30 protein-coding genes are annotated in these 25,220 nt (G+C 48.1%); 27 read left to right on the top strand and 3 right to left on the bottom strand.

Annotated features, from left to right (window positions below; translation table 11 throughout):
• Window positions 1-64 precede the first annotated feature (64 nt).
• The 10 genes from ITJ88_RS09555 (at window position 65) to ITJ88_RS09510 (ending at window position 7,922) form a co-directional block, all read left to right on the top strand.
• Complete coding sequence (locus ITJ88_RS09555; protein ID WP_195865473.1) at window positions 65-1,036, top strand: MBL fold metallo-hydrolase; 972 nt, start codon at window positions 65-67, stop codon at window positions 1,034-1,036.
• Window positions 1,036-1,794 (top strand): SDR family NAD(P)-dependent oxidoreductase, encoded by a 759-nt coding sequence (locus ITJ88_RS09550; protein ID WP_195865472.1) that lies wholly within the window; start codon window positions 1,036-1,038, stop codon window positions 1,792-1,794. Before ITJ88_RS09555 ends, ITJ88_RS09550 begins: the two co-directional genes overlap by 1 nt.
• Before the next feature lie 19 nt (window positions 1,795-1,813).
• Complete coding sequence (locus ITJ88_RS09545) at window positions 1,814-3,010, top strand: ABC transporter substrate-binding protein (RefSeq protein WP_195865471.1); 1,197 nt, start codon at window positions 1,814-1,816, stop codon at window positions 3,008-3,010.
• On the top strand, window positions 2,997-3,755 hold the full coding sequence (locus ITJ88_RS09540) for an ABC transporter permease family protein (RefSeq protein WP_064300243.1): 759 nt from the start codon (window positions 2,997-2,999) through the stop codon (window positions 3,753-3,755). Before ITJ88_RS09545 ends, ITJ88_RS09540 begins: the two co-directional genes overlap by 14 nt.
• Entirely contained in the window at window positions 3,752-4,501 is a 750-nt protein-coding gene (locus ITJ88_RS09535; RefSeq protein ID WP_195865470.1) for an ABC transporter permease subunit, read from the top strand. The genes ITJ88_RS09540 and ITJ88_RS09535 overlap by 4 nt, the downstream gene beginning before the upstream one ends.
• Window positions 4,473-5,360 carry an ABC transporter ATP-binding protein gene (locus ITJ88_RS09530; RefSeq protein WP_195865469.1) on the top strand — a complete coding sequence of 296 codons (888 nt, stop codon included), beginning with the start codon at window positions 4,473-4,475 and terminating at the stop codon, window positions 5,358-5,360. Before ITJ88_RS09535 ends, ITJ88_RS09530 begins: the two co-directional genes overlap by 29 nt.
• 1 nt (window position 5,361) lies before the next feature.
• Entirely contained in the window at window positions 5,362-5,943 is a 582-nt protein-coding gene (locus tag ITJ88_RS09525; RefSeq protein ID WP_023467668.1) for a CDP-alcohol phosphatidyltransferase family protein, read from the top strand.
• The gene (locus ITJ88_RS09520; protein WP_195865468.1) at window positions 5,940-6,524 is read left to right on the top strand and encodes an NUDIX hydrolase; all 585 of its coding nucleotides are present in this window, start codon (window positions 5,940-5,942) and stop codon (window positions 6,522-6,524) included. The genes ITJ88_RS09525 and ITJ88_RS09520 overlap by 4 nt, the downstream gene beginning before the upstream one ends.
• Before the next feature lie 162 nt (window positions 6,525-6,686).
• Window positions 6,687-7,223: a PadR family transcriptional regulator gene (locus ITJ88_RS09515; protein WP_023467670.1), complete on the top strand. Its 537-nt coding sequence runs from the start codon at window positions 6,687-6,689 to the stop codon at window positions 7,221-7,223.
• 81 nt (window positions 7,224-7,304) lie between these two features.
• Window positions 7,305-7,922 carry a hypothetical protein gene (locus ITJ88_RS09510; RefSeq protein ID WP_195865467.1) on the top strand — a complete coding sequence of 206 codons (618 nt, stop codon included), beginning with the start codon at window positions 7,305-7,307 and terminating at the stop codon, window positions 7,920-7,922.
• Window positions 7,923-7,987: 65 nt separating this feature from the next.
• On the opposite strand, the gene ITJ88_RS09505 is transcribed toward ITJ88_RS09510, so the two are convergent.
• The gene (locus ITJ88_RS09505) at window positions 7,988-8,647 is read right to left on the bottom strand and encodes a type 1 glutamine amidotransferase domain-containing protein (protein ID WP_023467672.1); all 660 of its coding nucleotides are present in this window, start codon (window positions 8,645-8,647) and stop codon (window positions 7,988-7,990) included.
• Between the two features lie 67 nt (window positions 8,648-8,714).
• Window positions 8,715-9,569 carry an aldo/keto reductase gene (locus ITJ88_RS09500; RefSeq protein ID WP_023467673.1) on the bottom strand — a complete coding sequence of 285 codons (855 nt, stop codon included), beginning with the start codon at window positions 9,567-9,569 and terminating at the stop codon, window positions 8,715-8,717.
• 168 nt (window positions 9,570-9,737) lie between these two features.
• Between ITJ88_RS09500 and ITJ88_RS09495 the strand changes: the two genes are divergently transcribed.
• The 11 genes from ITJ88_RS09495 (at window position 9,738) to ITJ88_RS09445 (ending at window position 19,024) form a co-directional block, all read left to right on the top strand.
• Entirely contained in the window at window positions 9,738-10,268 is a 531-nt protein-coding gene (locus ITJ88_RS09495) for an NUDIX domain-containing protein (protein ID WP_149427011.1), read from the top strand.
• Between the two features lie 101 nt (window positions 10,269-10,369).
• The gene (fur, locus tag ITJ88_RS09490; RefSeq protein ID WP_023467675.1) at window positions 10,370-10,852 is read left to right on the top strand and encodes a ferric iron uptake transcriptional regulator; all 483 of its coding nucleotides are present in this window, start codon (window positions 10,370-10,372) and stop codon (window positions 10,850-10,852) included.
• Window positions 10,853-10,976: 124 nt separating this feature from the next.
• The gene (gene xerD, locus ITJ88_RS09485; protein WP_149427012.1) at window positions 10,977-11,861 is read left to right on the top strand and encodes a site-specific tyrosine recombinase XerD; all 885 of its coding nucleotides are present in this window, start codon (window positions 10,977-10,979) and stop codon (window positions 11,859-11,861) included.
• Window positions 11,862-11,979: 118 nt separating this feature from the next.
• Window positions 11,980-13,152, top strand: a complete 1,173-nt coding sequence (deoB, locus tag ITJ88_RS09480; RefSeq protein WP_023467677.1) for a phosphopentomutase — start codon at window positions 11,980-11,982, stop codon at window positions 13,150-13,152.
• 18 nt (window positions 13,153-13,170) lie between these two features.
• Window positions 13,171-13,983 (top strand): purine-nucleoside phosphorylase, encoded by an 813-nt coding sequence (locus ITJ88_RS09475; protein WP_029341181.1) that lies wholly within the window; start codon window positions 13,171-13,173, stop codon window positions 13,981-13,983.
• A gap of 47 nt (window positions 13,984-14,030) precedes the next feature.
• The gene (locus tag ITJ88_RS09470) at window positions 14,031-15,332 is read left to right on the top strand and encodes a pyrimidine-nucleoside phosphorylase (protein WP_195865466.1); all 1,302 of its coding nucleotides are present in this window, start codon (window positions 14,031-14,033) and stop codon (window positions 15,330-15,332) included.
• A gap of 279 nt (window positions 15,333-15,611) precedes the next feature.
• Window positions 15,612-16,271, top strand: a complete 660-nt coding sequence (locus ITJ88_RS09465; protein ID WP_195865465.1) for a hypothetical protein — start codon at window positions 15,612-15,614, stop codon at window positions 16,269-16,271.
• Between the two features lie 82 nt (window positions 16,272-16,353).
• Window positions 16,354-17,358: a S66 family peptidase gene (locus tag ITJ88_RS09460; protein WP_195865464.1), complete on the top strand. Its 1,005-nt coding sequence runs from the start codon at window positions 16,354-16,356 to the stop codon at window positions 17,356-17,358.
• Between the two features lie 103 nt (window positions 17,359-17,461).
• Window positions 17,462-17,899, top strand: a complete 438-nt coding sequence (locus ITJ88_RS09455) for a peptidylprolyl isomerase (RefSeq protein WP_023467682.1) — start codon at window positions 17,462-17,464, stop codon at window positions 17,897-17,899.
• A gap of 97 nt (window positions 17,900-17,996) precedes the next feature.
• Window positions 17,997-18,524, top strand: a complete 528-nt coding sequence (locus ITJ88_RS09450; protein WP_035398198.1) for a type 1 glutamine amidotransferase domain-containing protein — start codon at window positions 17,997-17,999, stop codon at window positions 18,522-18,524.
• A gap of 152 nt (window positions 18,525-18,676) precedes the next feature.
• A complete protein-coding gene (locus ITJ88_RS09445; protein ID WP_195865463.1) occupies window positions 18,677-19,024 on the top strand; it encodes a GNAT family N-acetyltransferase in 348 nt (115 codons plus the stop codon).
• A gap of 17 nt (window positions 19,025-19,041) precedes the next feature.
• Here ITJ88_RS09445 and ITJ88_RS09440 read toward each other — a convergent pair whose 3' ends face one another.
• Window positions 19,042-19,506 (bottom strand): DUF309 domain-containing protein, encoded by a 465-nt coding sequence (locus ITJ88_RS09440; RefSeq protein ID WP_023467685.1) that lies wholly within the window; start codon window positions 19,504-19,506, stop codon window positions 19,042-19,044.
• A 92-nt stretch (window positions 19,507-19,598) separates the two neighbouring features.
• Between ITJ88_RS09440 and ITJ88_RS09435 the strand changes: the two genes are divergently transcribed.
• From ITJ88_RS09435 to ccsB, 6 genes are all read left to right on the top strand, one after another.
• On the top strand, window positions 19,599-20,354 hold the full coding sequence (locus ITJ88_RS09435) for a segregation/condensation protein A (protein WP_023467686.1): 756 nt from the start codon (window positions 19,599-19,601) through the stop codon (window positions 20,352-20,354).
• Window positions 20,344-20,916 (top strand): SMC-Scp complex subunit ScpB, encoded by a 573-nt coding sequence (gene scpB / locus ITJ88_RS09430; protein ID WP_023467687.1) that lies wholly within the window; start codon window positions 20,344-20,346, stop codon window positions 20,914-20,916. Before ITJ88_RS09435 ends, scpB begins: the two co-directional genes overlap by 11 nt.
• Entirely contained in the window at window positions 20,916-21,677 is a 762-nt protein-coding gene (locus tag ITJ88_RS09425) for a pseudouridine synthase (protein WP_023467688.1), read from the top strand. Before scpB ends, ITJ88_RS09425 begins: the two co-directional genes overlap by 1 nt.
• Before the next feature lie 126 nt (window positions 21,678-21,803).
• The gene (resA, locus tag ITJ88_RS09420; RefSeq protein WP_023467689.1) at window positions 21,804-22,394 is read left to right on the top strand and encodes a thiol-disulfide oxidoreductase ResA; all 591 of its coding nucleotides are present in this window, start codon (window positions 21,804-21,806) and stop codon (window positions 22,392-22,394) included.
• A 22-nt stretch (window positions 22,395-22,416) separates the two neighbouring features.
• Window positions 22,417-23,964, top strand: a complete 1,548-nt coding sequence (gene resB, locus ITJ88_RS09415; RefSeq protein ID WP_082486978.1) for a cytochrome c biogenesis protein ResB — start codon at window positions 22,417-22,419, stop codon at window positions 23,962-23,964.
• Window positions 23,961-25,127, top strand: coding sequence for a c-type cytochrome biogenesis protein CcsB (gene ccsB / locus ITJ88_RS09410; RefSeq protein ID WP_304999652.1), 1,167 nt, complete (start codon window positions 23,961-23,963; stop codon window positions 25,125-25,127). Before resB ends, ccsB begins: the two co-directional genes overlap by 4 nt.
• The last annotated feature ends 93 nt before the right edge of the window (window positions 25,128-25,220 follow it).

Below are 25,220 nucleotides of genomic sequence, written 5' to 3'. Positions count from 1 at the left end.
GGCGCTATAGCTTCATTCTCTCTATAATGAAAGAAAATGGACGAGAGAAAAGAGGCGTGTAGGTATGACTGTATCAGACGAAATCATCCCGATTCCGATTCCGACACCATTTCCGGTTGGAGACGTGAACTGCTATGTACTACGAACGGAAGGGGAAAACATCCTCATTGATTGTGGACCGGATACGCTTGAAGCATGGCAAACGATGCAACGGACGCTTGCACGACATGAACTTCAGGTCGAGGATTTAGATCGTGTCATCGTGACACATCACCATGCGGATCATGCTGGGATGGCACATCGCTTTTCAGAGAAAGGCATTCCCGTCTATGGACATGCGCGATTACGCCCATACTTGGAACAGGACGAGACCTTCTTGAACAACGGGGACGCATTCTTGCGTCGATTGGCAACATCGTTTGGCGTTCCGCAAGCGATTCAAGAGATGTTACCAAGCTATCAATCTGCCTTGAAATGGCTTGGTAAAGGTCAACTTGATTTCACATTAAAAGAAGGCGACGCGATTACGCCGTCTGGGCGATACCGTGTCATTGAACTACCGGGGCATGCAAGTGACCAAATCGGAATTCTAAGTGACGATGGTGTGTTGTTCGCGGCCGATCACCTGCTCGACCGGGTCGAGCCGAATCCATTGCTGGAACAACCGCAACCAGGTGATGATGTGCTCGTAAAACGACCCGTTCTTGCGTATCTTGACTCCTTAGAAAAATTACAAAGTGAGCAGATTCGAATCGCCTACACCGGACATGGTGCTCCGATTCGAGATGTTGCGGTACTTGTCGAAGAACGATTGATGCAACGCAAGGCGCGTGGTGATCAGCTCTTGAAGTATTTTACGGGAGAACATACGTTATTCGAATTAGCACAAGTGACGTATGGAAACCGATTAAAAAAATCATTTCCTCTTGTCATGAGTGAGATGAAAGCACGCCTCGATACACTCGTCGCCCGCGGTGCGATCACGGTCGAGAAACGATCAGGTATCCTCTACTATTCAAAAGCGGAGGAAGTCTAATGCAACTCATCAACCGGACAATCGTCATCACGGGTGCTTCAAGTGGACTCGGAGAAGCACTGGCACGCACTCTGCATAAAGAAGGCGCAAACTTGATTTTAATTGCCCGACGCGAGGATCGATTACAAACGTTAGCATCTGAACTTCAGGCAGACTACCTGGTCTACGATTTGGAAGAGGCGCCTGAAATTCTTGCGAAAACACTCGCAAATCGTTATGGGCGGATTGATATTTTGATTAATAACGCAGGTTTCGGGGAATTCAGCTTCTTAGACGATACCTCGATTGAAACGATTGAGTCGATGCACCGGATCAACGTCTTAAGTCCCGTTCGCTTAACGAAGGCATGTCTGCCGTTACTCAAAGAGGGTGGCATGATCGTCAACGTGGCCAGTCAGGCGGGGAAGTTGCCGACGCCGAAATCAACGATCTATTGCATGACGAAAGCTGCGATGTTGCAGTTTTCGAACGCGTTACGTCTCGAGTTACGTCCAAAAGGCATCCACGTCATGACGGTCAATCCAGGACCAATCGCGACAGAATTTTTTGTCCGTGCGGATGTCGACCGGAAGTATGAGCAAAATGTCGCTTCTATCGTCCTATCGAAAGAACGACTAGCTTCGACTGTCGTCCGAGCAATAGAGCGGCGTAAACGTGAAGTCAATGCACCATGGTGGATGGAGCTATCGGCAAAAGGGTACGGCGTGATGCCACGGTTGATCGAGTGGTTAGGAAAACCGGGCTTCGATAAAAAGTGATGACGGAGGAGAACGATAAATGAAAACAAAGGTAATCAGCTTTCTTGCCCTAGGTACGTTGCTCGCAGGCTGTGGAACACCGGATGCGACACCGGAACCGAAGAATGTCTTAGGGACTTCTTATCAGACGATCGAAAAAGAAGCGGAAAAGTCAACGGTTCGGATGTATATGTGGGGCGGCGATGACGGTATCAATGCCTACATCGATGAATACGTAGCACCGCGTCTGAAGAAGGAACACAACATCACGTTAGAACGGGTCCCGATCGAGACGGCGGATATCATTCAAAAACTGCGTGCTGAGAAACAGGCAGGTAAGGAAAAAGGTGTCATCGATGTCGTCTGGATCAATGGCGATAATTTTTTAAATGCTAAAAAAGATGATTTACTGTATGGAGAAATCACAAAAGTCCTCCCGAACATGAAATATGTTGATGCTGCCGCCCAGAGTTCAGATAGTGGTACGAAAACAGACGGACTTGAAGCCGCATGGGGGAAAGTTCAATATACGTTGCACTATGATGCAGCTGACGTGAAGTCGCCACCGACCGACTTGAAAGCACTGAAGTCATGGGTCAAGGAAAATCCAGGACGTTTCACGTATCCGGAAGTGACGGACTTTACGGGGAATGCCTTCGTCCGCCACGTCATGTATGGTGTCGAATCGAATGAAACCTTAAAAGACCCGAAAGCAGACTTCAAGAAGACATGGGCTTATTTGAACGAAATCAAACCGTATCTCTGGAAAAAAGGGAAGACCTATCCAAAGACACTTGCCCAACTCGATCAGTTATACGCGAAGGGAGACGTTGATTTCACGATGGGCTTCAACGAACGACGGGCTGAACAAGAAGTGAAGTCAGGAACGTTTCCGAAACAAACACGTCCGATCGTCTTGAAGGATGGATCAATCGCGTCGACGCATTTCCTTTCCGTACCGTTCAACGCACCAAATCCGAAGGGCGCACTCGTAGCGATCAATACGTTGTTATCACCTGAAGCACAGTTGAAAAAATACGATGCGACGTATTGGGGAGACGGAACGAGTCTTGATTTATCGACACTGAATTCATCAGAACAAAAACAATTCGCTGATGTACCGGCTGCACCGTCGACACCAAAGCCAAGCGTCTTTGAAGGAAAGGTCCGGACGGAACTCGACCCATCCATTTTCGAGATGATCCGTAAGGAATGGCCGTCTCGTGTGGCGCGGTAACGCGTATCCTGCTGCACTCTTGATGGCAGGGATGGTCTTATACGGGTTATGGGTCAGTATCTCGATGACGACATCTGCTGATTACCGCGAGCTACTGACGGATGAGGTCTTTTTAGAGAGTCTAGCCGTCAGTAGTTATGTTGCCATCGTCAGTACGGTGCTCGCGCTGATCATTGGTGTGGTGCTCGCAAGGCTCTTGAGCAGAACACGACTAGCTGCGTTACTTGCGATTCCTTTATTCATCCCTCATCTAGGAGCGGCTTACCTCGCGATCCTCTATTTGAGTGATGTGCCTGTCATCGGACCGCATGAAGGGAATTATTTTAGTGTCATCCTGACGTATCTGTATAAAGAAATTCCGTTCGTGTTTTTTTATCTCTTACCGGTGGTCCGGCGTCTTGATTCGCGTTATCAAGAACTCGGTATGATGCTCGGTTTATCACCAGTACGCCGATTCTGGCATGCGCGGGGCGTCTTCCTACTCGTTCCGATGCTTGAGGCAGCATTTATCTTGCTTGCCTTCATCCTGTTCGCATATGAGATCCCAGCACTGCTCGGCGTGACCTATCCAAAATTACTTGGCGTCTATGCGTTCGATTTGTATACACAAGGCGATTTATCGGAGCAACCACTCGCTTTTGCAATGAGTGTCGTCTTGACGGGAGGGCTCTTCCTCCTGCTATTGCTTATGACTGGTTTGACACGCCCACTGGCAACGAAGATCAGTAGGGGGCGAAGTGAATGATAAAAAAAATCAGTGTGACTGTATTCGTTGTACTCCTGTTCATCGTTCCTTTAATCGGTTTGATTCCAGGAGAGTGGAATTGGAATCCGCGTCTTGAAGCGACGCTCGGCACAACCGTCGCCATGATTTGTGCCGTCGTATTGTTAAATCATCTCTTCGGGTACATGGCAGGAAAAGCGATTGCCTTTCAAACGGGGAAACGGATTCGTATAGCAGAGTTCTTAATTAGTTTGCCGCTGTTCGTTCCCGTGTTATTGCTATCATTCGGTCTCTATTTGACATGGATCCGTCTTGGTTTGGCCGATCGATTTTTTGGTGTCCTGCTCGTGTTGCTTCTGCCGACCTTGCCGTATACAGTTCGTTTGTATACGAACGGATTTCAAGCGCTCGGGGAACGGATGCTTGAACAGATGGTCTTGATTGAGGGGAACCGCTTCAAGCGTTGGTTCTATTTGACGGGACCGATGCTTCGGTCGACGTTACAATCCGTGACGCTGCTCGTCACGGTGATCACGATCAGTCAGTATGCACTCGTTGCGTTGATTGGTGGTGGGATCGTCCGCATGATATCACTCGAAGTATTCCCGGCGTATTCTGGTAATTCGCAAGGGGCGGCGCGTCTAGCGACACTCTGGTTGATTGGTTTACCTATCCTCTTTTATGCTGGACAAGCCGTTATTTTTTCTAGTTGGATACGAATCGTACGGAGGCGTTTAAATGGAAGTCACGATACAACAAGTCAATAAACGATTTGGAACGAAGCATGTATTATTTGATATCGATGTAAGTATTGCGTCTGGACAATGTGTGGCTTTAGTTGGACCGAGTGGTAGTGGGAAAACGACACTACTCCGCCTGATTGCGGGTCTTGAACGTGTGACGAGCGGAGTGATTCAGTTCGGTGATCGAGATGTGACTGTTCTTTCGCCGAATCAGCGAGGTGTGACGATGATGTTTCAACGGTCGCTGTTGTTCCCACATTTGAACGTCGAACAGAACATCCGTCTCGGTGCCAAACAATTAACACCGATCGAGCTCGAATCCTGGTTACATCGCGTCGGACTCGAGGGAAGAGGAAAAAGTGCTGTTCACGAATTGTCAGGGGGCGAACAACAGCGGGCGAGCCTAGCTCGTGCGCTGGCGAGTCAACCGGACTTCTTGTTGCTCGATGAACCGTTCTCGAGTCTAGATGTACCGAGACGACGGGAACTACGGACATTGATTCGGAAGTTGACCGAGGAACAAGGTGTCACGACACTCCTTGTCACACACGACCGGGAAGAGGCAATGGCGATGGCGGATATCGTCTATGTCTTGGAACAGGGGCGAATCGTCGATCATGGCACGCCGATTACGCTGAGCCAGACGAGCCCGTTTTTTGGCGAAGGCATTCAAATTGAAGAAACATGGCATCCGTTGACGGCAGTCAACTTGGTCTCAAGACCGACGAAGGAGACGGATGAACGTGTTACGATTACGAAAGAACTCATTCAATACGGTGTTCGATTCTACGAAGTCGAACGAGCATCCGGAGAACGACTCGTGCTCTCTTCAGACGAGACGATTCATGAGAAAGAAGGCTATATCGTTAGAAAGGAGGGGTGACATGTTAGATACGCGTGCGCGTAAAATCGTTCAACCCCTATTTGATCAAGGGGCGACCTTATTTAAGAAAATTGGATTATCGGCGACACAGGTGACGATCATCTCCGGCATCATCGGTGGTGCGACGGGCTTTTTCGTCTATAACGACATGATGGGAACGGCGATTGTCTTGTTGTGGATCTCGGGCATGCTTGATGTCATCGATGGAACGATGGCACGAAAAGAAAAGACGACGCCAATCGGCACGATTCTGGACCTTGTTCTCGACCGGATCGTCGAGCTGTCAGTATTGATTGGTCTTGCGCTTCGGTTTCCGGAAACGCAGGTCGTTATTCTGTTGCTCGTCGCATCATTCGTCATTGGGATGACGATGTTCCTTGCAATCGGAGCGGTCAGTGAGAATTACGGCTACAAGTCGTTTCAATATCAACCGGGACTCGTCGAGCGGACGGAAGGGTTCTTATTCCTAACAGCGATGATCCTGTTCCCAAGCGCCATCATTTGGATCGCAATTGTCTTCTTGATTGCTGAACTCTATACGGTCGGGGAGCGGTTCCATCAAGCTTCGAAGGTGTTGCGATGAGTGAACAAGAGATGATCATGACCGTGGATCGAGCGGGCAACCTGCTCGGACCTCGTCCACGATCAGAAGTCCACGCAAACGGCTTGTGGCATGAAACGTTTCATTGTTTCGTCTATGATCCAAAGCGGGACGTCGTGTTGCTCCAGCAACGGTCTGAACAAAAGAAGGACTTCCCGGGAATGCTTGATATCACGGCAGCGGGTCACTTGCTTGCGAATGAGACAGTCGAGGATGGTGTCCGGGAACTCGAGGAAGAGATTGGTTTGACATGTACCTTTGATCAATTGATACCGCTTGGCATCCAGGAAGAGGAGTTTCGGGATGCGTCGCTCTGGGACTGTGAGCGATGCCATGTCTTTCTTGCTCGAAGTGATCAAGAGATAGACGCATACGTCCTCCAGGAAACAGAAGTGAAGCGATTGATTGCTTTTTCAATCGAGCAGTTTGAACGAATCGCGGACATGTCCATCGAGCGCATTCAGGACACGACAGGCGAATGGTTCGATCGTCGTCAATTCGTTCCACATCCTTCTTCTTACTGGAGACATGTCCGACAAGGAATCGAGCAATTACGTAAATAGAACGAATGGAAAAGCAATAACGCATGAAGACCTACGATCGAATGTGATTTCGCTCGTAGGTCTTTTTTTAATCGTACATTCGTTCGACGCAAGAGTAGCGAAATTAAGATATATTTGAGATAATTAAGTATATATACAAAAGAAGGAAAGAAGGTGCAGCCAGTGGCATTACGATTTGCACTACTCGGGCTGCTGACCCAAGGGGAAGCGACCGGTTACGATTTAAGCGCGACTTTTAAAAAACAAATGATCCACTTCTGGACCGCACATCATACTCAAATATACCGAGAGTTGTTAAAGATGGAAGAGGCAGAGCTCGTGACGAGTGTCCATATCGTCCAAGAAGACTTGCCGGACAAGAAAGTCTATTCCATCACCGATAAAGGACGGACAGAGCTCGTTGAATGGTTACGGACACCGAATGAATTCAAACCGAAGATGAAGGATGAGAACTTGATGCGGGTGTCGCTCTTGCATCTGCTCCCACCAGAGGAAGCCGTTGCTTATTTGGAAGAGTCGAAGCGCCACCATCAATTTGCCGTCGAGATGATGCATAGTTGGCGTCACGACCACCTTGAGAACGGTGCGACACTAGGGGAGACCTTGACGAGTGAGTACGGCTTGCGTATGATGTTGAATTACTTGGATTGGTGTGACTGGGCAATCGCCGAAATCAAAAAGAACGAAGCGAACGTCTAACCAAATTGGCTCGACTGTCATGTAGATGGCGGATTCGAGCCAGTTTTATTTTTGTAATAGGACTTAGTAAGGAGAGAATCGATGTACTTTAATGACTATGAAGACTGGATTGAGGAAGAGGCGGAAGCCTTATTTCACTTACATGAAGAACGGTTGATACGAGAAGCGATCTCGTATTCACAATTTACGGCGTATGTAGAAGAGGCACTCCTTGAACCATTGTTACTGAAACTACGTTGGCTCGGAGAAGCAGAAGAAGAGGAGATTCTAGAACGGGCGGATTCAATCGTTTGGGAGAATGCCTCAGGTCATTCGGAAGCTTCGCTTCGGCGAGATGTGTTACGACGGGTCGTCGAGCGAGACTTTACTGCGCATATCCTCGCGTACCTCACACCAATTCTTGAAGCGAGACAAGCTACTTATGAGGCGGAATTGAAGCAGCTTCAATTGGCGCATGCTGAACAAATAGATGAGGTCAAACAACACGAGCAACAGATTGAACTCGGACCGCCACCTCAAAAGGTCAAAAAATGGTGGTATCTCAAAGAAAAAGAAGTAGCACGTTCCTATACGGAGGAAGAACGATCTGCATTGCAAGCCCAACAGCAACAACTCGAGGACGAGTTAAAGCGACTCGAACAAAAAACACGTGAGACAGAAGCAAATCTCGAACGATTGGATTCACTTCACCGTCTATAATGTACGACAAAAAATGGAGCATGCGACATGATGTCGCGTGCTCCATTTTGTATGAATACTATCTATTACGCTTGTGTCGCCAGTTTCGCGAGGACTAGTTTTGCGACTGCTTCACTTGACGCTGGGTTTTGTCCTGTGACGACGTTGCCATCGATGACGGCGAATTCCTTACCGGCATCCGATGTGAGGAAAGTAGCGCCTTCGCCACGGAGTGTCGTCTCAAGCAAGAATGGTACTTTATCTTCGAGACCTGTCGATTTTTCTTCTTCGTCTGTGAAGCCGTTGATTTGACGACCTGAAACGAAAGGTTTGCCATCGATCATGACGTGCGCGAAGGCCGCTGGACCGTGACAGACTGATGCGACGACGCCATCTTTTTTGATGACAGCTTCAATGGCACCAGCCACTTGCGGGTTATTCGGGAAGTCGACGACTGCACCGTGACCACCTGGGAAGTAAACGGCATCAAATGATGCTGGATCGACTTCCGAGAGTGCTTTCGTGTCGTGCAACGCACGGCGTGCATCTTGGAATTTCGGCAAGATTTCTTTGACGATCGATGCTTTATCGATCGGGACGTCGCCACCTTTGATTGAAGTGACCGTCACGTCATGTCCGGCATCCTTAAACAGGTTGTATGGTGCTGCGAACTCTTCGAACCATAATCCTGTTTTGTGACCATTCATGTCATCTGCACTTGTTGATACGATTAAAATACGAGCCATAATAAAACTCCTCCTCTGTATGAACGTTACAAAGAAGGAGTTTCCCGGAGAAATGAAGAGTTAAACCTCACCGGTGTTCCGTATAGTGATGAACCGGTAGTGTGGCAAGTGCCTGGTCGATTTGAGCTTGTGAGATCGACTCTTTCATCGCTTGGACGTTTGCCTGAAGCTGTGACACGCTCGATGCGCCGGGAAGGACGATGTCGACCTGTTGATCGATGGCTTGCAACGCAAGCGCCGGAAGCGGGAAATCTTGAAGTTTTTGTAGACTCGCCTCAAGCGTTTCCTTATCGAATTGTTCGAACCGATCAACCGACTGCAGGCGTGAAGCACTCTCATGTGTCAAGAGTCCTTTTGCCAGTGGACCACGGGCAACGACTTGGATGTTTTTCTCTTTTAAGCGTGGCAACAACTCTTCGATGCGGCGATCGAGCAACGAATAAGGCGTCATCAAGTAAGAGAAATTACTATGCTCGAGCCAATATTCGATGACATTCGGGCGCAGTGACGACAGACCATATTCCTTGATCTTCCCCTCTGCTTTTAAATCTTCCATTGCGCGGATCGACGCATCGATGTCATCATCGATCGTGCCGCCGTGGACGTAATACAGGTCGAGATAAGGTGTTTCCAGACGATTCAAACTTTCAAGACAAGCTTGCTTCAGATAGTCATAACTCGGATCCCATGTCCAACCGGTTCCGGTCGCGTTCATCCGATTCCCACCTTTTGAGGCGAGAAACAATCGACTGCGATCCTCTTGTGAGAAGGTTTGACCGATGATGGATTCGACCGCTCCGTTCGCATAGACGTCCGCTGTATCGAAGTGCGTGATTCCAGCATCAAGTGCCGTCCGCAGGATTGCTGTTGCTTCCTCCTGACCGCGCTTTAAGATCGTCATCGTACCTAATCCTAATGACATGTTCAATTCCCTCTTTTCTTAGATGAACTATAAGTTTGGAACTTCTGCATTCTAGTGTATCATATCTGATGAAAAAGACGATTTCGAAGTCTTGCGGCAATACGTCGGAAACGGCATACTAATCATGACAGAGAACGTAAACTAAGATAGAAGAGGGGAACACATCCGATGGAAGAAAAAACGATTGAACGTGAAGTGATCTATGAAGGAAAAGTCTTTGATGTCGAAAAACATGTCGTCACGTTACCGAACGGCAATACCTCGGTCCGTGAATTGGTCTATCATAATGGTGCCGTCGCCATCATTGCTTTTGATGAACAAGGTGATTTGATCGTCGTGGAACAGTACCGGAAGGCGTTCGAGAGTCTATCGATCGAGATTCCAGCAGGAAAACTCGAGAAAGGCGAAGATCCACTCGATTGTGCCGGACGCGAATTAAAGGAAGAAACAGGATACGTCGCGAAAGAGTTACGGCATGTCTTTGATTTCTACGGTGCGCCTGGTTTCTGCAGTGAGCGTGTACATATCTATGAAGCAGTTGGTCTCACTGCCGGTGATCGTCAACTCGATGAGGATGAGTTCCTTGAGAATAAGACATTGAAGCTCGAAGAAGCACTCGAACTCGTTGCAAACGGAACAATCGTCGACGCGAAGACGATCATGGCAATCCAGCATTGGCAAATTCGTACTTTAAAATGATTCTCATTTAAATGATTTTCAGTTGATAATCATTTTAATTTGAAAAAAGACTGATTATCAGCTATGATAATAGCATCAGTTCGAACAAAGGGGGCGTTATGATGGAAAGTCGTGTAGAACGCATCAAAAAACAGCTAAGCGGTAAAGGATATAAGCTGACTCCCCAACGTGAAGCGACTGTGCGTGTCCTGCTCGAACACGAGTCGGATCACCTCAGTGCCGAAAATGTCTTTCTCCTTGTAAAAGAAAAGAACTCCGACATCGGACTTGCGACGGTTTACCGGACGCTCGAATTATTGACGGAGCTTGAAGTCGTCGATAAGGTCAACTTCGGAGATGGCGTATCCCGGTTTGATTTACGACAAGAAGGCGCGAGTCATTCGCATCACCATCTCGTCTGTATCGAATGCGGATCCGTCGAAGAGATTTTAGACGATATGCTGGAAGAAGTAGAGAAAGAAATCGTGTCCCGATTCCACTTTAAAATCAAGGATCATCGCCTGACATTCCATGGCGTCTGCCGTGTCTGCCAAGAGCGTCATGCTCGGGAAGCGTTGGAACAATCGCAAACACAAACAGTCTGACCGTCCGACGAAATTTCGGATGGTTTTTCTTTTTCAATTTTATAGGTCAGACCTCTTCACAACGGTTTACACCTTTGATATGATGGGAAAGTAAGCGATTTCGTAAACGAAGAGGATGAGTTCAGTGCGTGAACAACTGGAAGCATTTATCAATTATTTAGTGATTGAACGGCAAATGTCCGCGAATACGGCAGCTGCGTATCGAAATGATTTAAATCAATACTTACAGACGCTTGAAACAGCGGAAGTTTCCTCGTTCGAACAGGTTCACCGACATCATATCGTCGACCATATTGAACGATTGCTTGAAGCACGAAAGTCACGATCGACGGTTCGCCGGGCGACGAGCTCGATCCGTTCGTTCCATCAATATTTGGTCGAAGAGAGACTGGTAACACATGATCCGTCTCGTCATCTTGATTTACCGAAACCGGAGAAAAAGTTGCCCGTCGTCTGGAGTCAAACGGACGTCGAACGCTTGCTTGATTCGGTCGTCGGTGTCGATCCGCTTACACGACGAGATGCAGCAATGCTTGAGCTTCTCTATGGAACAGGCATGCGCGTCAGCGAACTGCTCCAACTGAAGTTGAACGATTTGCAACTCGAACTCGGGTATCTGTCGTGTCTTGGGAAAGGGAATAAATCCCGGATCATCCCGATGAGTACGACATCGATTGAGAGCGTCAGAACATATCTTGATCTCGCGCGCAACAGTCTCGGCGGTCAACAGACGGACGACGTCTTCTTGAACAGTCGCGGTGATCGTTTGTCACGGCAAGGATTTTGGAAGATGATCAAGCGACGGGCAAAGGAAGCGGGTATCGAAAAAGAGATCACGCCGCACGTCCTGCGTCATTCGTTCGCGACCCATCTACTTGAAAATGGTGCCGATTTACGCGTCGTACAAGAGATGCTAGGACACGCTGATTTGTCGACGACACAAATGTATACACACGTCAACAAAGCACGACTCCACGACGTGTATAAGAAACATCATCCACGGGCGTGATGGTTCTATCTTTTAAAGGTCTGACTTCAGACAAATGATGCGTTTTGTCTAGTCCCTTTCCGGGAAAAATCGTAACGGGAATCGCACAACTACAGCTCGTATATAGGAGGAACAGCAAATGGCTCAATCATTTAAACGTGTATTTTTGATCGTCATGGACTCCGTAGGAATCGGAGAAGCACCGGACGCTGAACAGTTCGGAGATCTTGGTTCGCATACGCTCGGTCACATCGCGCGTGAACGCAACGGACTCAATATGCCGAACATGGCAAAACTCGGTCTCTCGCATATCGAACCGATCGAAGGTGTCTCAGCTGAAGAAGCACCGCTTGCAGCATACGGAAAAATGCAGGAAGTATCTGCAGGGAAAGATACGATGACAGGGCATTGGGAGATCATGGGACTCCGGATCGATACACCATTCCGTGTCTTCGAAAAATTCCCGGATGATTTGATTCATCGCCTAGAAGAGTTCTCAGGACGGAAAATCATCGGGAACAAACCGGCTTCTGGTACGGAAATTCTCGACGAACTCGGACAAGAACATGTCGAGACAGGCGCCTTGATCGTCTATACGTCGGCAGACTCTGTTCTTCAAATCGCAGCACACGAAGAAGTCGTGCCATTAGAAGAATTGTACCGGATTTGTGAATACGCACGTGATATCACACGGGATGACCCGTACATGCTCGGTCGTATCATCGCACGTCCATTCCTTGGTGAAGCAGGAGCGTGGGTCCGGACAGCGAACCGTCACGACTATGCCCTTAAACCATTCGACCGGACGGTCATGAACGAGCTCGAGACAGCAGGACTTGATGTCATCTCGCTCGGTAAGATTGCTGATATCTACGATGGAGAAGGTGTCACGGATGCAATCCGGACGAAGTCGAACATGGACGGGATGGATCAGCTCGTGAAACAACTCGATCGTGATTTCAACGGACTTTGCTTCTTAAACCTTGTCGATTTCGATGCGTTGTTCGGACACCGTCGTGATCCGCAAGGCTACGGACAAGCACTCGAAGAGTTCGATGCGCGTCTTCCGGAAGTGTTTGCTCGCTTAAACGAAGACGATCTCTTGATCATCACGGCTGACCACGGAAACGATCCGGTTCATGCTGGGACTGACCATACACGGGAATACGTACCATTGCTTGCCTACCATAAAAATGGTGTTGCAAAACCGCTCGGTATCCGTGAAACGTTCGCTGATCTTGGAGCGACGGTCGCAGAAAACTTCGCCGTCAAGATGCCGGCACATGGAACAAGCTTTTTAACAGAACTATAATTCGAGGGAGCGATTCAGATGACAGTCAACTGGAATGAAACACGTTCGTTTTTAGAAAGCAAGATGCAGGCAAAACCGGAGATCGGATTGATTCTCGGTTCAGGACTGGGTGTCCTCGCAGATGAGATTGAAAACCCGATCGCAATTCCATATCATGAAATCCCGAACTTCCCGGTATCGACGGTCGAAGGACACGCGGGACAACTCGTCTTCGGTACTCTTGAAGGGAAACAAGTCGTTGCGATGCAAGGCCGATTCCACTTCTACGAAGGATATTCGATGGATATGGTCACGTTCCCAGTCCGTGTCATGAAAGCGATCGGTGTCGAGACATTGATCGTCACAAACGCGGCGGGCGCATGTAACGAAGCGTTCGAACCGGGTGATTTGATGTTGATCACGGATCACATCAACTTCTTCGGTACGAACCCCTTGATCGGGAAGAACGTCGATGAGATGGGACCACGTTTCCCGGATATGTCGAAGCCGTATGATGCAGAATTACTTCGTCTTGCACAGGAAACAGCGGACGAGCTCGGAATCCGTGTCCGTCAAGGTGTCTACTTCGGAAACACTGGTCCAACGTATGAGACACCAGCAGAAGTCAAGATGGCACGGATGCTTGGTGGCGATGTCGTCGGTATGTCGACGGTCCCTGAAGTCATCGTTGCCCGTCATTCAGATATGCGTGTCCTTGGGATCTCATGTGTCTCGAACATGGCAGCAGGCATTCTCGACCAACCGTTACACCACGATGAAGTCATCGAAACGACAGAACGTGTCCGGGCACACTTCCTATCACTCGTTCGCGGTTCGATCAAAAAAATGTAACGACTGTTTATAAAACTCACAAAACACTCCTGAGGAGGAACTAGATTATGCGTATGGTAGATTTGATTGCAACAAAACGAGACGGTGGCGAACTCGCAACAGCTGATATTCAAGCAATGGTAGAAGGATTCACGAATGGTGAGATTCCAGATTACCAAATGTCAGCGATGTCGATGGCGATTTTCTATCAAGGAATGTCAGATCGTGAAATCGCTGATTTGACGATGGCGATGGTCAACTCGGGCGACGTGATCGACCTTTCACGTATCCACGGGAAAAAAGTCGACAAACACTCGACAGGCGGTGTTGGTGACAAGATCAGTCTGATCGTCGCACCACTCGTTGCGTCAATCGGTATTCCGGTTGCGAAGATGAGCGGTCGTGGACTCGGTCATACAGGTGGAACCATCGACAAACTCGAAGCGTTCCCTGGTTTTGACGTCGAGCTTTCAGAAGAAGCGTTCGTCTCACAAGTCAACGACATTAAGATGGCAATCATCGGTCAAACGGGTAACCTGACGCCTGCAGACAAAAAACTTTACGCCCTTCGTGATGTTACGGCGACGGTCAACTCGATCCCGTTGATCGCAAGTTCGATCATGTCGAAAAAGATTGCGGCGGGAGCGGACAGCATCGTACTCGACGTTAAGACGGGTTCTGGTGCCTTCATGAAATCGTTCGAAGATGCAAAAGCACTCGCGACAGAGATGGTTTCGATCGGTAAGAGTGTCAATCGTAAGACGGTTGCTGTCATTACAGACATGGATCAGCCGCTCGGCTTTGAAATCGGAAACGCAAACGAAGTCAAGGAAGCGATCGAAGTCCTTCAAGGGAAAGACGTCCGTGACTTGAAAGTCATCGCCTTGACGATTGCATCACACATGGCAGTCCTCGGTGATTTCTACCCGACATTCGACGAAGCATATGCGGATCTCGAAACACGTCTCGGTAACGGAGCAGCACTTGACGTCTTCAAGAAGTTCATCGCAGCTCAAGGTGGCGACGCGTCACTCGTTGACGACATGACAAAAGCACTTGAAACGAAATTCGAAAAAACATTCGTTGCTTCAAAAGCAGGTTATGTCTCTGAAATCATCGCTGACGAAGTCGGTGTTGCAGCGATGATCCTCGGTGCAGGACGCGCGACGAAAGCAGATGAGATCGATCACGCAGCAAGCGTCACGTTGCACAAGAAAGTCGGCGACCGTGTCGAAGTCGGCGATGTCATCGCAACACTTCGTTCAAACAAAGAAACACTCGATCAAGCAATCGAAAAAATGGATCACGCGTACCACATCAGTGAAACGAAACCGGCAGAACGTCCGCTCGTTCACGCTGTCATCCAGTAAGCAATCCAATCAGCAATACTTGAGTAGTGGACTTCGTCCGCTACTTGAGACTGAAGATAAAGTGCAATTTTTCTCTAACGAGAAGGATTGCGCTTTTTTTCGTTTCGAATCGTATTCCTGCTCGAATGGAGCGGGAAAACGAGCTTGTGTCTCGCCTGAGGAAAAGGCGAGAAAAGACGTGTTATTTTTTGAGTCAGCCCTTTTGTACACTACTCTTTTTTTATGGTAAAATCTAAAGTGTAAAAAAATGGTATTTAAAAAAGAGGAGGGCTTACTGCCATGAAGCTTATGAAACGTTTGACCATCCTGTTCTTCAGTCTAATCGGAGTTATTGGATGCAGCATTGTCATACTAGTTTTTTCCTTTTGGCAAAGTACAAAGCCGGATGCAGCAGAAGAAGCGAAAATAAAAAACGAAGCCAAGGTTTATTTAGAAAAGCAAAAGTATCTAAATGAAGCGCGAGTGACCGGTAGTGTTTACGATAGTATGGGGAATTTTTCATTTGACTATGCGGCACAAGCTGTTGATAAAAAAACGAATACGGAGTTTTTAATCTATCAGACTGAAGAATCGGAAACGTTCGTTGATTCGTATCATGCGTCACTTTGGGAAGATCAGTTAGAAAGACGTATCATGCCTCCTGCGCTTGAAAACATTGATGAGGAATTGGAAGTATACGTTTTATATGATAACGAAGAGATCCAACAACTTGGTGACGCGCGTTTTGACCCAGAAGCATACTTACGTGAAGACGTGGCACCGACAATCTTAATTGATGTTCATCGTAAACGACATAAACTGGACAAAGTACGAATTGAGGAGTGGACAAAGTCATTACGCGAACAAAAAATTCTTCAACATATGACGGTCAAGATTGACTATGTCTCAAAAAAAGGTGAGTTACTAGAGGACGGAAATTCGTTGTTTGTAACGCTATAAAATGGATTAAAAAATGAAAGTACGCGGTCCCCTTTCGATTTGTTATACTGGAAATACTTGTAATGAAAAGGGGGGAACTTTCATGAAACCACTACGCTTACAAAAAGGGGATAAGATTGCTATCGTCTCACCGGCGTCTGCTGTCGCAGCATACGTACCGCGTCGTCTCGCCCGCGGTATCGCAACACTTGAAAAAATGGGCTTCGAAGTCGTCTTGATGCCGAACGCAACGGCTGTTCATAGTCATACGGCAGGAACGATCGGGGAACGGCTACAAGATTTACATATGGCGTTCGCTGATCCATCGATCAAAGCGATCATCTCGACGATCGGTGGGTTTAACTCGCACCAGCTACTCGACGAACTCGATTATGAATTGATTCGGAATAATCCGAAGATCTTCGTAGGTTACAGTGATATCACGGCACTGTTTGCGGGCATCTATCAGCAGACAGGACTGACGACGTTCGTTGGACCCGCACTGCTGACGCAGTTCGGTCAATTCGATGGTCTTGATCCGTATACCGAAGAATCGTTCAAACGTACGTTCATGCAGACGGAGCCGATCGGTCGGATCGAAGCGTCTGAGGAGTGGACAGATGAGGTTTTACGCTGGGATGTCGCGGACGACCGAAGACGAGAACATCAAGTGAACGCAGGATACACGATCGTTAAGACCGGCGTCGCAGAAGGTCCGATTCTAACGGGGAACACGGGAACACTTTTACTGCTTGCTGGAACTCCATACTTGCCATCGTTTGACGGTGTCGTCTTGATGCTTGAGGATGACGAAAGTGAGACACCAGAAACGATTGACCGGTATTTCACGCAATTGCGACACATGGGTGCGTATGACAAGATTGTGGCACTCGTCGTCGGACGTTTCCCGCGAAAAGTCGATTTTGACCCGGACTTCCCGCTCAAGGACATCATTCTGCGCGCGACGCGGGGCTATGATTTCCCGATCATTCTCGATGCGGACTTCGGGCATACGGATCCTGTTGCGACACTGGCGAATGGAATTCAGATTCGTGTCGAAGCAACGGATTCGGTGACACTCGATGTGTTAGAGGCAGCCGTCGAGTAAAAAGGTCTGCACGACGTCCTGAAATTTGGTACACTGTACCATGGAATCACGATCTTGAATCGTGACGAATCTCATGCTGAAAAGCACGAAAGGTTGGTCAAACATGCAAAAAACTGGTCATATCTTATTAGAAGATGGAAATAAAATTGAATTCGAATTGTTCAACGATGAAGCACCGATCACGACTGAAAACTTCGAAAACCTTGCAAACTCGAACTTCTACGATGGATTGAACTTCCACCGTGTCATCCCAGGCTTCGTCTCACAAGGCGGATGCCCAATCGGAAACGGTACAGGCGGTTCAGGAAAAACGATTCCTTGTGAAACGTCAACATCATACCCACACAAACACAAAGCGGGTTCACTCTCGATGGCACACGCTGGTCGTAACACAGGATCAAGCCAGTTCTTCATCGTACACGAGCCACAACCACATCTCGACGGCGTACACACGGTCTTCGGTCAAGTGACTTCAGGTCTCGAACATGCACAAAAAATGAAGCAAGGCGCTGGCATCAAAGAAATCCGCGTCGAAGCGTAAGTTCTTGCTCCTCTTCGGACGTTCGAAGAGGAGTTTTTCTTTTTTTAGAACCGGGTACATTCAGTAAGGGAACTCAACTCGAAAAGGAGTGTTTGTCATGCGTTTAGAAGGAAAACGAATCATCCAAGTCGTCAGCAATGACTTCGAGGATTTAGAATTATGGTATCCAGTCCATCGCTTACGTGAAGAAGGCGCAATCGTCGACATCGTCGGTGAGAAAGCGGATGAGACATATATCGGGAAGTACGGTGTCCCGATCAAATCGAATAAGACGTTCGATGAGATCAATCCAGCAGAATACGATGCGATTCTTGTTCCAGGTGGTTGGTCGCCCGATCTGTTACGCCGCTTTGACTCTGTTTTAAACATGGTGCGTCATTTTGACCAGAACAAACAACCGATTGGTCAAATCTGCCACGCTGGTTGGGTGCTGATCTCTGCTGGCATCTTAAAAGGTGTCAACGTCACGAGTACGCCAGGGATTAAGGATGACATGACGAATGCGGGTGCGATTTGGCATGATGAAGCTGTCGTCGTCGACGGACATATCGTCTCGAGTCGTCGTCCACCCGATCTACCGGACTACATGCGTGCCTTCATCCAAGTGATGGAAGAACAAGCGTGATTCAGATGCAGGGGACGTCACGTGACAGTCTCCTGCATTTTTAGTGGATTATGAAAAAAATGCAGTAATTCTGTGTGAGAAGGTGTAGAATGAATGAGTCTCAGTCGTTCATGCTCCTGAGAGTTGTTGAAATTAGGAAGGTGTAGAATCACATGCTAGTAAAATATAAGAAGTTGAATGAACGGACCGCGATGGGGCTGATCGCCTTTTCGTGCGAAGTGAAGGATCCGAAGTATTTGCTTGAAACGGTTCAAGCCTATGAACAGGAAGAAGACCAACGCTTGTATTTGTACAAACAAGATGAGGATTTCGTCGGTGTCATCGGGTTTCAATTAATGGATGGCCATGCTGAATTGAAACATATCGCCTTATCACCGTCTTTCCGTGGAGAACGGATGTCGTATCTCCTACTCGATGAAGCAGCCAAGCTTCTTCGAACGGATATTATGGGTGCGACCGAAGAGACGCAACGCCTCGTCGACAAATGGAAAAATCAATAAAAAGACCGGTCCATGGCTCAGATGGACCGGTCTCTTCGGTTTTGTAGCGCTTCTTGTCGTGCCGTGACGACATCCGTACGATCGCGCAAACGGTGTTTATGTGTCACATAGTCGAGATCAGGTGCTGTCGCTTCAAGTGCGACGGCCCGGATGACGTCCGAGAAGACAGGTAACGGGATGTGTCGATAGACCTTATCCGTAAAATGGTCGCGATGATCGAGCAAATATGAGACGTCGATCCCGGACGCAATCAGTGATGCCCGGTGACGTTCGATTTTATCGAATGCTTTCGCATATGTCCGCTGTGCCCCAGTCGTATTTCCGCGGCGGTGATGATAGCGGGCGACGGCCAGTTGGATCAGACCGACAAGCGCCTCGTCCTGGCGTTGTCCTTCTTGCCAGACTTCCTCTAAGATTTCATGGCACTCGAAGTAATCATGCCGAATGTTGAATTCAAATACGAATCGCTCGATTGGATTCATGGAATCACCTCTTCCTTTGAATATAACATAGTCGAACCCATCCGTTGTATGGTATACTAAGGCGCAAAAAACGTTGATGGGCAGGGAGAATCATGGAATCATACAGTGTAAAGATGGATGCGTTTGAAGGCCCGCTGGACTTGCTGTTACACTTGGTTGGTAAATTAGAAATCGATATTTATGATATATCCGTTTCCATGGTGACGGATCAATATGTGTCCTATATCCGTGCGATGCAGCATCTTGAACTAGATGTTGCTAGTGAATATCTTGTCATGGCAGCGACGCTGTTGCAACTGAAAAGCAAACAACTCTTGCCGATCGAACAGACGGAATACGATGAGATTCCCGATTTCGAGGAGGAACCGACGCGAGAAGGTCTGATTCAACAGTTGATCGAGTATAAAGCGTACAAGGAAGCGGCACTCGTCCTGAAAGAAAAGGAAGAGGCACGCCTTGAGCTGTTCTCGAAACAACCAGAGGATTTGATGCGTTATCTCGATACGGATGCACAAGAGTATAACGGTACGTTATCACTGAGTGATTTATTACGTGCCTATGAAAAAATGCGCCAACGGGAAGCCTGGAAGGTACGTCGTTCGAAGACGGTCAAACGGGAAGAACGTTCACTCGAGCAACAGATGGAGTCCGTTGCCCGGTACGTCGCGACCCGTGAACGGACGACATTCTTCGGCTTTTTTGCGGAGCAACCGACGGTCGAAGAACTAGTCGTCAGCTTCCTCGCTGTTCTAGAACTCGTGAAGCAACGGGTCATTGATTGTGAACAGATGACCGATGATATCCTATTGCGGAGCATGGTGAAGGAGGAGAGTCAGATTGGCGTATGAACAAATCATTGAGAGCCTGTTATTCGTCGTCGGAGACGATGGGATCGATCCACGTGGTCTCAGTCAAGCGCTAGAGATCAGTGAAGCGGCAGCACGTGAACAGTTGCTGGCTCTTCAAACGACATTCGAAGCAGAGCAGCGTGTGTTGCAAATCGTGGAGTCGGGTGGTGTCTTTAAGATGGTGACACGAAAAGAGATGTCGCCATATATTCAGGCATATGCCGGTTCGCTCGCAGAAGATTCCTTGTCTCGAGCAGCGATGGAGACACTCGTCATCATCGCATACAAACAACCCGTCACACGTGCTGACATCGAAGTTGTTCGTGGTGTGAAGACGGAGCGTGTCATCCATACGTTAAGTGCAAAAGGTCTAATTGAAGAGGCGGGACGCGCCAAAGGCGTCGGTCGCGCGAAATTGTATAAAACGACGGATCATTTCTTGGACCATTTTGGTTTGAACAGTATTGAAGAGTTGCCGCCACTCGAGTTCGAAGAAACGTTCGAATCGGATGGAGATCTCTTCTTCCGGAATGATCCTTCATTAGAGGAGAGAGTGAATTAATGGAACGGTTACAAAAAATCATCGCACAAGCAGGTGTCGCTTCGCGGCGTAAAGCAGAGGAATTGATCACAGCAGGTCGCGTCAAGGTCAACGGAAAAGTCATCACGGAGCTTGGAACGAAAGTCGGAGCACGTGCCGAAGTCGAAGTAGACGGTGTGAAGCTCGAACGGGAAGAACACGTCTACTACATGCTCTATAAACCAACAGGTGTCGTTTCGACGGTTGAAGACGACAAAGGACGTAAGACGGTCGTCGATCTCGTACCACCCGGACACCGTGTCTTCCCAGTCGGTCGACTCGATTACAATACGAGCGGTCTTCTTTTAATGACGAATGACGGTGAATTCTCGAACCTCTTGCTTCACCCGAAGTATAAGGTACCGAAGCGTTACATCGTCAAAATCAAAGGTGTACCAGAATACTTCCACGTCAAAGGTCTTGAAAAAGGCGTCGTCTTACCGGACGGCTTTAAGACAGGTAAAGCACGTGTCGAGATGCGCGATATCGATAAGAAGAAAAATACAGCGATTCTTGAAATGGTCATCTACGAGGGACATAACCGTCAAGTCCGTCAAATGGTCGAGACACTCGGTTCGGAAGTCTTGAAGTTGAAACGTGAACAGTTCGGTTTCTTGACACTGGCAGGTCTTACTTCTGGCGAGTGGCGTGAACTTTCAAAAAAAGAAGTCAATCAATTGCGTGAGCTAGCGGATCCAGCCGCTCCACCTACGAAAAGACGTAAGAACACAAAAAAACGTTAATTTGTAAAGCGAGAAGCTCATCCTCCGGGTTGAGTTTTCTTTTTTTGTGACAAAACGATTAACGAATTTCACATTTTGTCAACGTTAAAGCGATTTCAAGTACAATATGGGTGGAGGCGGTAAAATATGAAAAAAACGAAACAAAATCCGGAAGAACGCTTAGCAGCGGCCCAGCAAAAAAAGAAGAAACGCTCCTTCTGGCGTCTAATGATCATGACGATCGTCTTGTTCGCTGGAGCAGTCGTCATCATGCAATTCGTCGATCAAGCGACACGTGATAAAAACGGTCGTGTCATGGCAGGCGATGATGCCCCTGGTTTCGCACTCGTCGATCTATATGGTGAGAAACAGCACTCGATGGACGAGTACAAAGGAAAAGGACTTTTACTCAATTTCTGGGGAACATTCTGTGAGCCATGTAAGAAAGAGATGCCATTGATCAATGACAACTATCAGATGATGCAAGACCAAGGCGTCAATTTCGTAGCGGTCAATGTCGGTGAAACACCAGTTCGTGTTTCAAGCTTCATCAAGGATATTGGCGGAACGGACTATCCGATTCTCATGGATACGAACAGTTCGGTCGAGAAGGCTTACGGGATCTATAACTTACCTGTGACGTTCATCATCAATAAAAAAGGTGAAGTCGTCGAGAAGTATGAAGGTGAGATTGATCAAGCGAAGCTCGAAGAGATGGTGAAGAAGGCGAACGAGTAACGCATCGAAGGGGGATTTAAGGATGCAGGAGCAAGAAGATTTCAAACAACTGGACATGCGTTACGAGGAAGCGGAGCTTCGATCGAAACGTAAAAATCCATCTTGGATCGACCGGGCATGGACGTTCTTCTCGTCCGTCAAGGTCGGATTATGGTTGATTGCCTTGATCATCATCGCAAGCGGGGTCGGAACGATCTTCCCGCAAGAGATGTATATTCCACAGGCAACACCACCAGAAGAGTTTTACCAAAAGGAATATGGCACAGCAGGTGACATCTACTATACGTTAGGATTCCATAATCTATTTGAATCATGGTGGTATATCGGATTAATCACGCTTTTATTACTCTCGATCATCATCGTGTCGATTGACCGATTCTTCCCGCTCTACCGAGCACTGAAGAAACAACCGGTCATCCAGTCGGACCGTTTCATGAACGGTCAGCGATTTGGCGCGGAAGCGACTGGGGATGTTAAAAAAATCGATGCGATCGCACCGTTGCTTGAGAAAAAAGGCTATAAAGTCCGTCGTCAAGATGGGGCACTCTTAGCGGAAAAGCAACGTTTCGGACGATGGGGTCCATACATCAATCATATCGGACTCGTCTTATTCTTTGGTGGTGCGATGCTTCGAGTCGTACCAGGGATGCACGAAGATGAATTGCTTTGGCTCCGTGAAGGAGAGACGTTGCCGATCGAAGCGACGGACAATCAGTACTACTTGAAAAATGAAGCGTTCAACATCGAATTCTATGATCCTGAGAAGGTCGATGAGAAGTTCAAGAAATCACTTGAAGCAGCAGGCGGAAATGTACCGAAGAACTATGATACGAAGATGACGCTGTACAAGAAAGTCGGCGAAACGTCCGATTTCAAACCGAAGCTTGAAGAAATCAAGTCAGGTGAGACGGCAGTCAACCGTCCATTCGAATTCGATGATTATCAAGTCTTCCAGGAACAGTACGCGGCAGATCCGGAATTCAAGACGATGTCGTTTAATATCGTCAACCAGAAAACGGACAAAGTCGTCGATACGATCAAGGTCGACTTGCGTGATCCGAAAGAAACATATGCTTTAAAAGATGGATATGAAGTCGAACTGAAGGACTTCCTTCCGGACTTCGTCGTCAAAGATGGTCAGCCAACAACGAACTCGGGACGTCCAGTCAATCCTGCCTTCGTCTTCAGTATCAAGTCACCTGAACACCCGAAAGGTGAGCGGAGTTTGATTGGGATCAAACTGAACGTTGGTGGAGATGAGAACCAGTACAAAATGGCATTCGCCGGTACGGAACTCTCAAACATCTCGGGTGTCCGGATTAAAAAAGATCTGACGCTACCGTTCCTGTTTGCAGGTGGTATCATCTTCATGGCAGGTCTGTTGATCGGAATGTACTGGCCGCACCGTCGTCTCTGGTTACGCGAGAAGAACGGTCGCATCCAGATTGCTGGATTTACGAACAAAAATGCATTAGGGCTTCAAAAAGAAGCTAATCTCGCGTTGACAGAAGTCGGTCTGCCAGAACTTGAGGATCGACAAAAGTTGCGGGAAGAGGGGGAAGCTAAATGAATTTGCTTCAGTTGAGCAGTAACCTGCTCCTTACATCATTCATCGTCTACCTCGTCAGTACAGGATTCTTCGCTGTAGCGACGAGTGGTAAAAAAGGACCGACGCGTTCTGGTAAGATCGCCTATACGCTCGCGATCATCGGTTTCCTCGCGCAGCTCGGATATTTCTTCACGCGCTGGGCTGGAGCTGGGCACGTTCCAGTTTCGAACTTATATGAATACACGACATTCTTCGGCATGATGATGGTGCTTGGTTTCTTGATTGTTTATGCCATCTACAAAAACAATGTCCTTGGCTTGATTGCGATGCCAGTTGCATTGCTCGTCATCGCCTATGCGTCAATGTTCCCGGATGAAGTCCAACCGTTGATCCCAGCACTACAAAGTGTTTGGCTCAAAATCCACGTCACGACAGCAGCGCTCGGCGAAGGGATTCTTGCCGTCAGTTTCGCGACGGGCTTACTGTATCTGATTCACGCGACGGATTTCAGCAAGGAATCGAAAACACGGACGTGGCTTGAAGTCGTTATGTTCTCACTCGCGTGTGTCGTCGGGTACATCTTAGTTGGGCTGTTGTTCAAAGCGACAGGTTCTGCGTCGACGATCGAATACGTGGCGAAAAACGGTGCAACGATGACGCATGACTATGCCATGCCAGTCTTGACAGGTCCTGAAGGCGGAAAAGTCTTATCGGGTTCAGGTGCCGTCATCGAATTACCGAACTTCTTGAACGCGAACAAAGTCAATACGGTCTTATGGTCGATCATTGGTGGCGTCGTCTTATACGTCTTGCTTCGCTTCGTCATTCTTCGCAAGCGTCTTGCTGAGAGCTTGAAGCCGATTGCGCGCAAGATTGATCTTGAGACAGCAGATGAGATCAGCTATCGTTCTGTTGCGATTGGTCTTCCCATCTTCATCCTGGGCGGTCTGATCTTCGCGATGATCTGGGCGCAAATGGCATGGAGCCGATACTGGGGCTGGGATCCGAAAGAGGTATGGGCACTCATCACGATGCTCTTCTACGTCTTTTATCTCCACATGCGCATCCAGCGTGGTTGGATTGGTAAAAAATCAGCTTGGTTATGTGTCGGCGGATTTGCCGTCATCATGTTCAACCTTGTCTTCGTTAACCTTGTCGTAGCAGGATTACACTCATACGCATAAGAAAAAGTAAGCAGCGGACCCGGAAATGGTCCGCTGCTTTTTCGTGTGCGTCTGACCGAAGTGTGCCTTTTCGGAGAAATCAGCCAGAGCAAG

Source organism: Exiguobacterium abrahamii (assembly GCF_015645365.1).
GTDB lineage: Bacteria > Bacillota > Bacilli > Exiguobacteriales > Exiguobacteriaceae > Exiguobacterium_A > Exiguobacterium_A abrahamii.
This window is presented reverse-complemented; position numbering and strand designations above follow the sequence as displayed.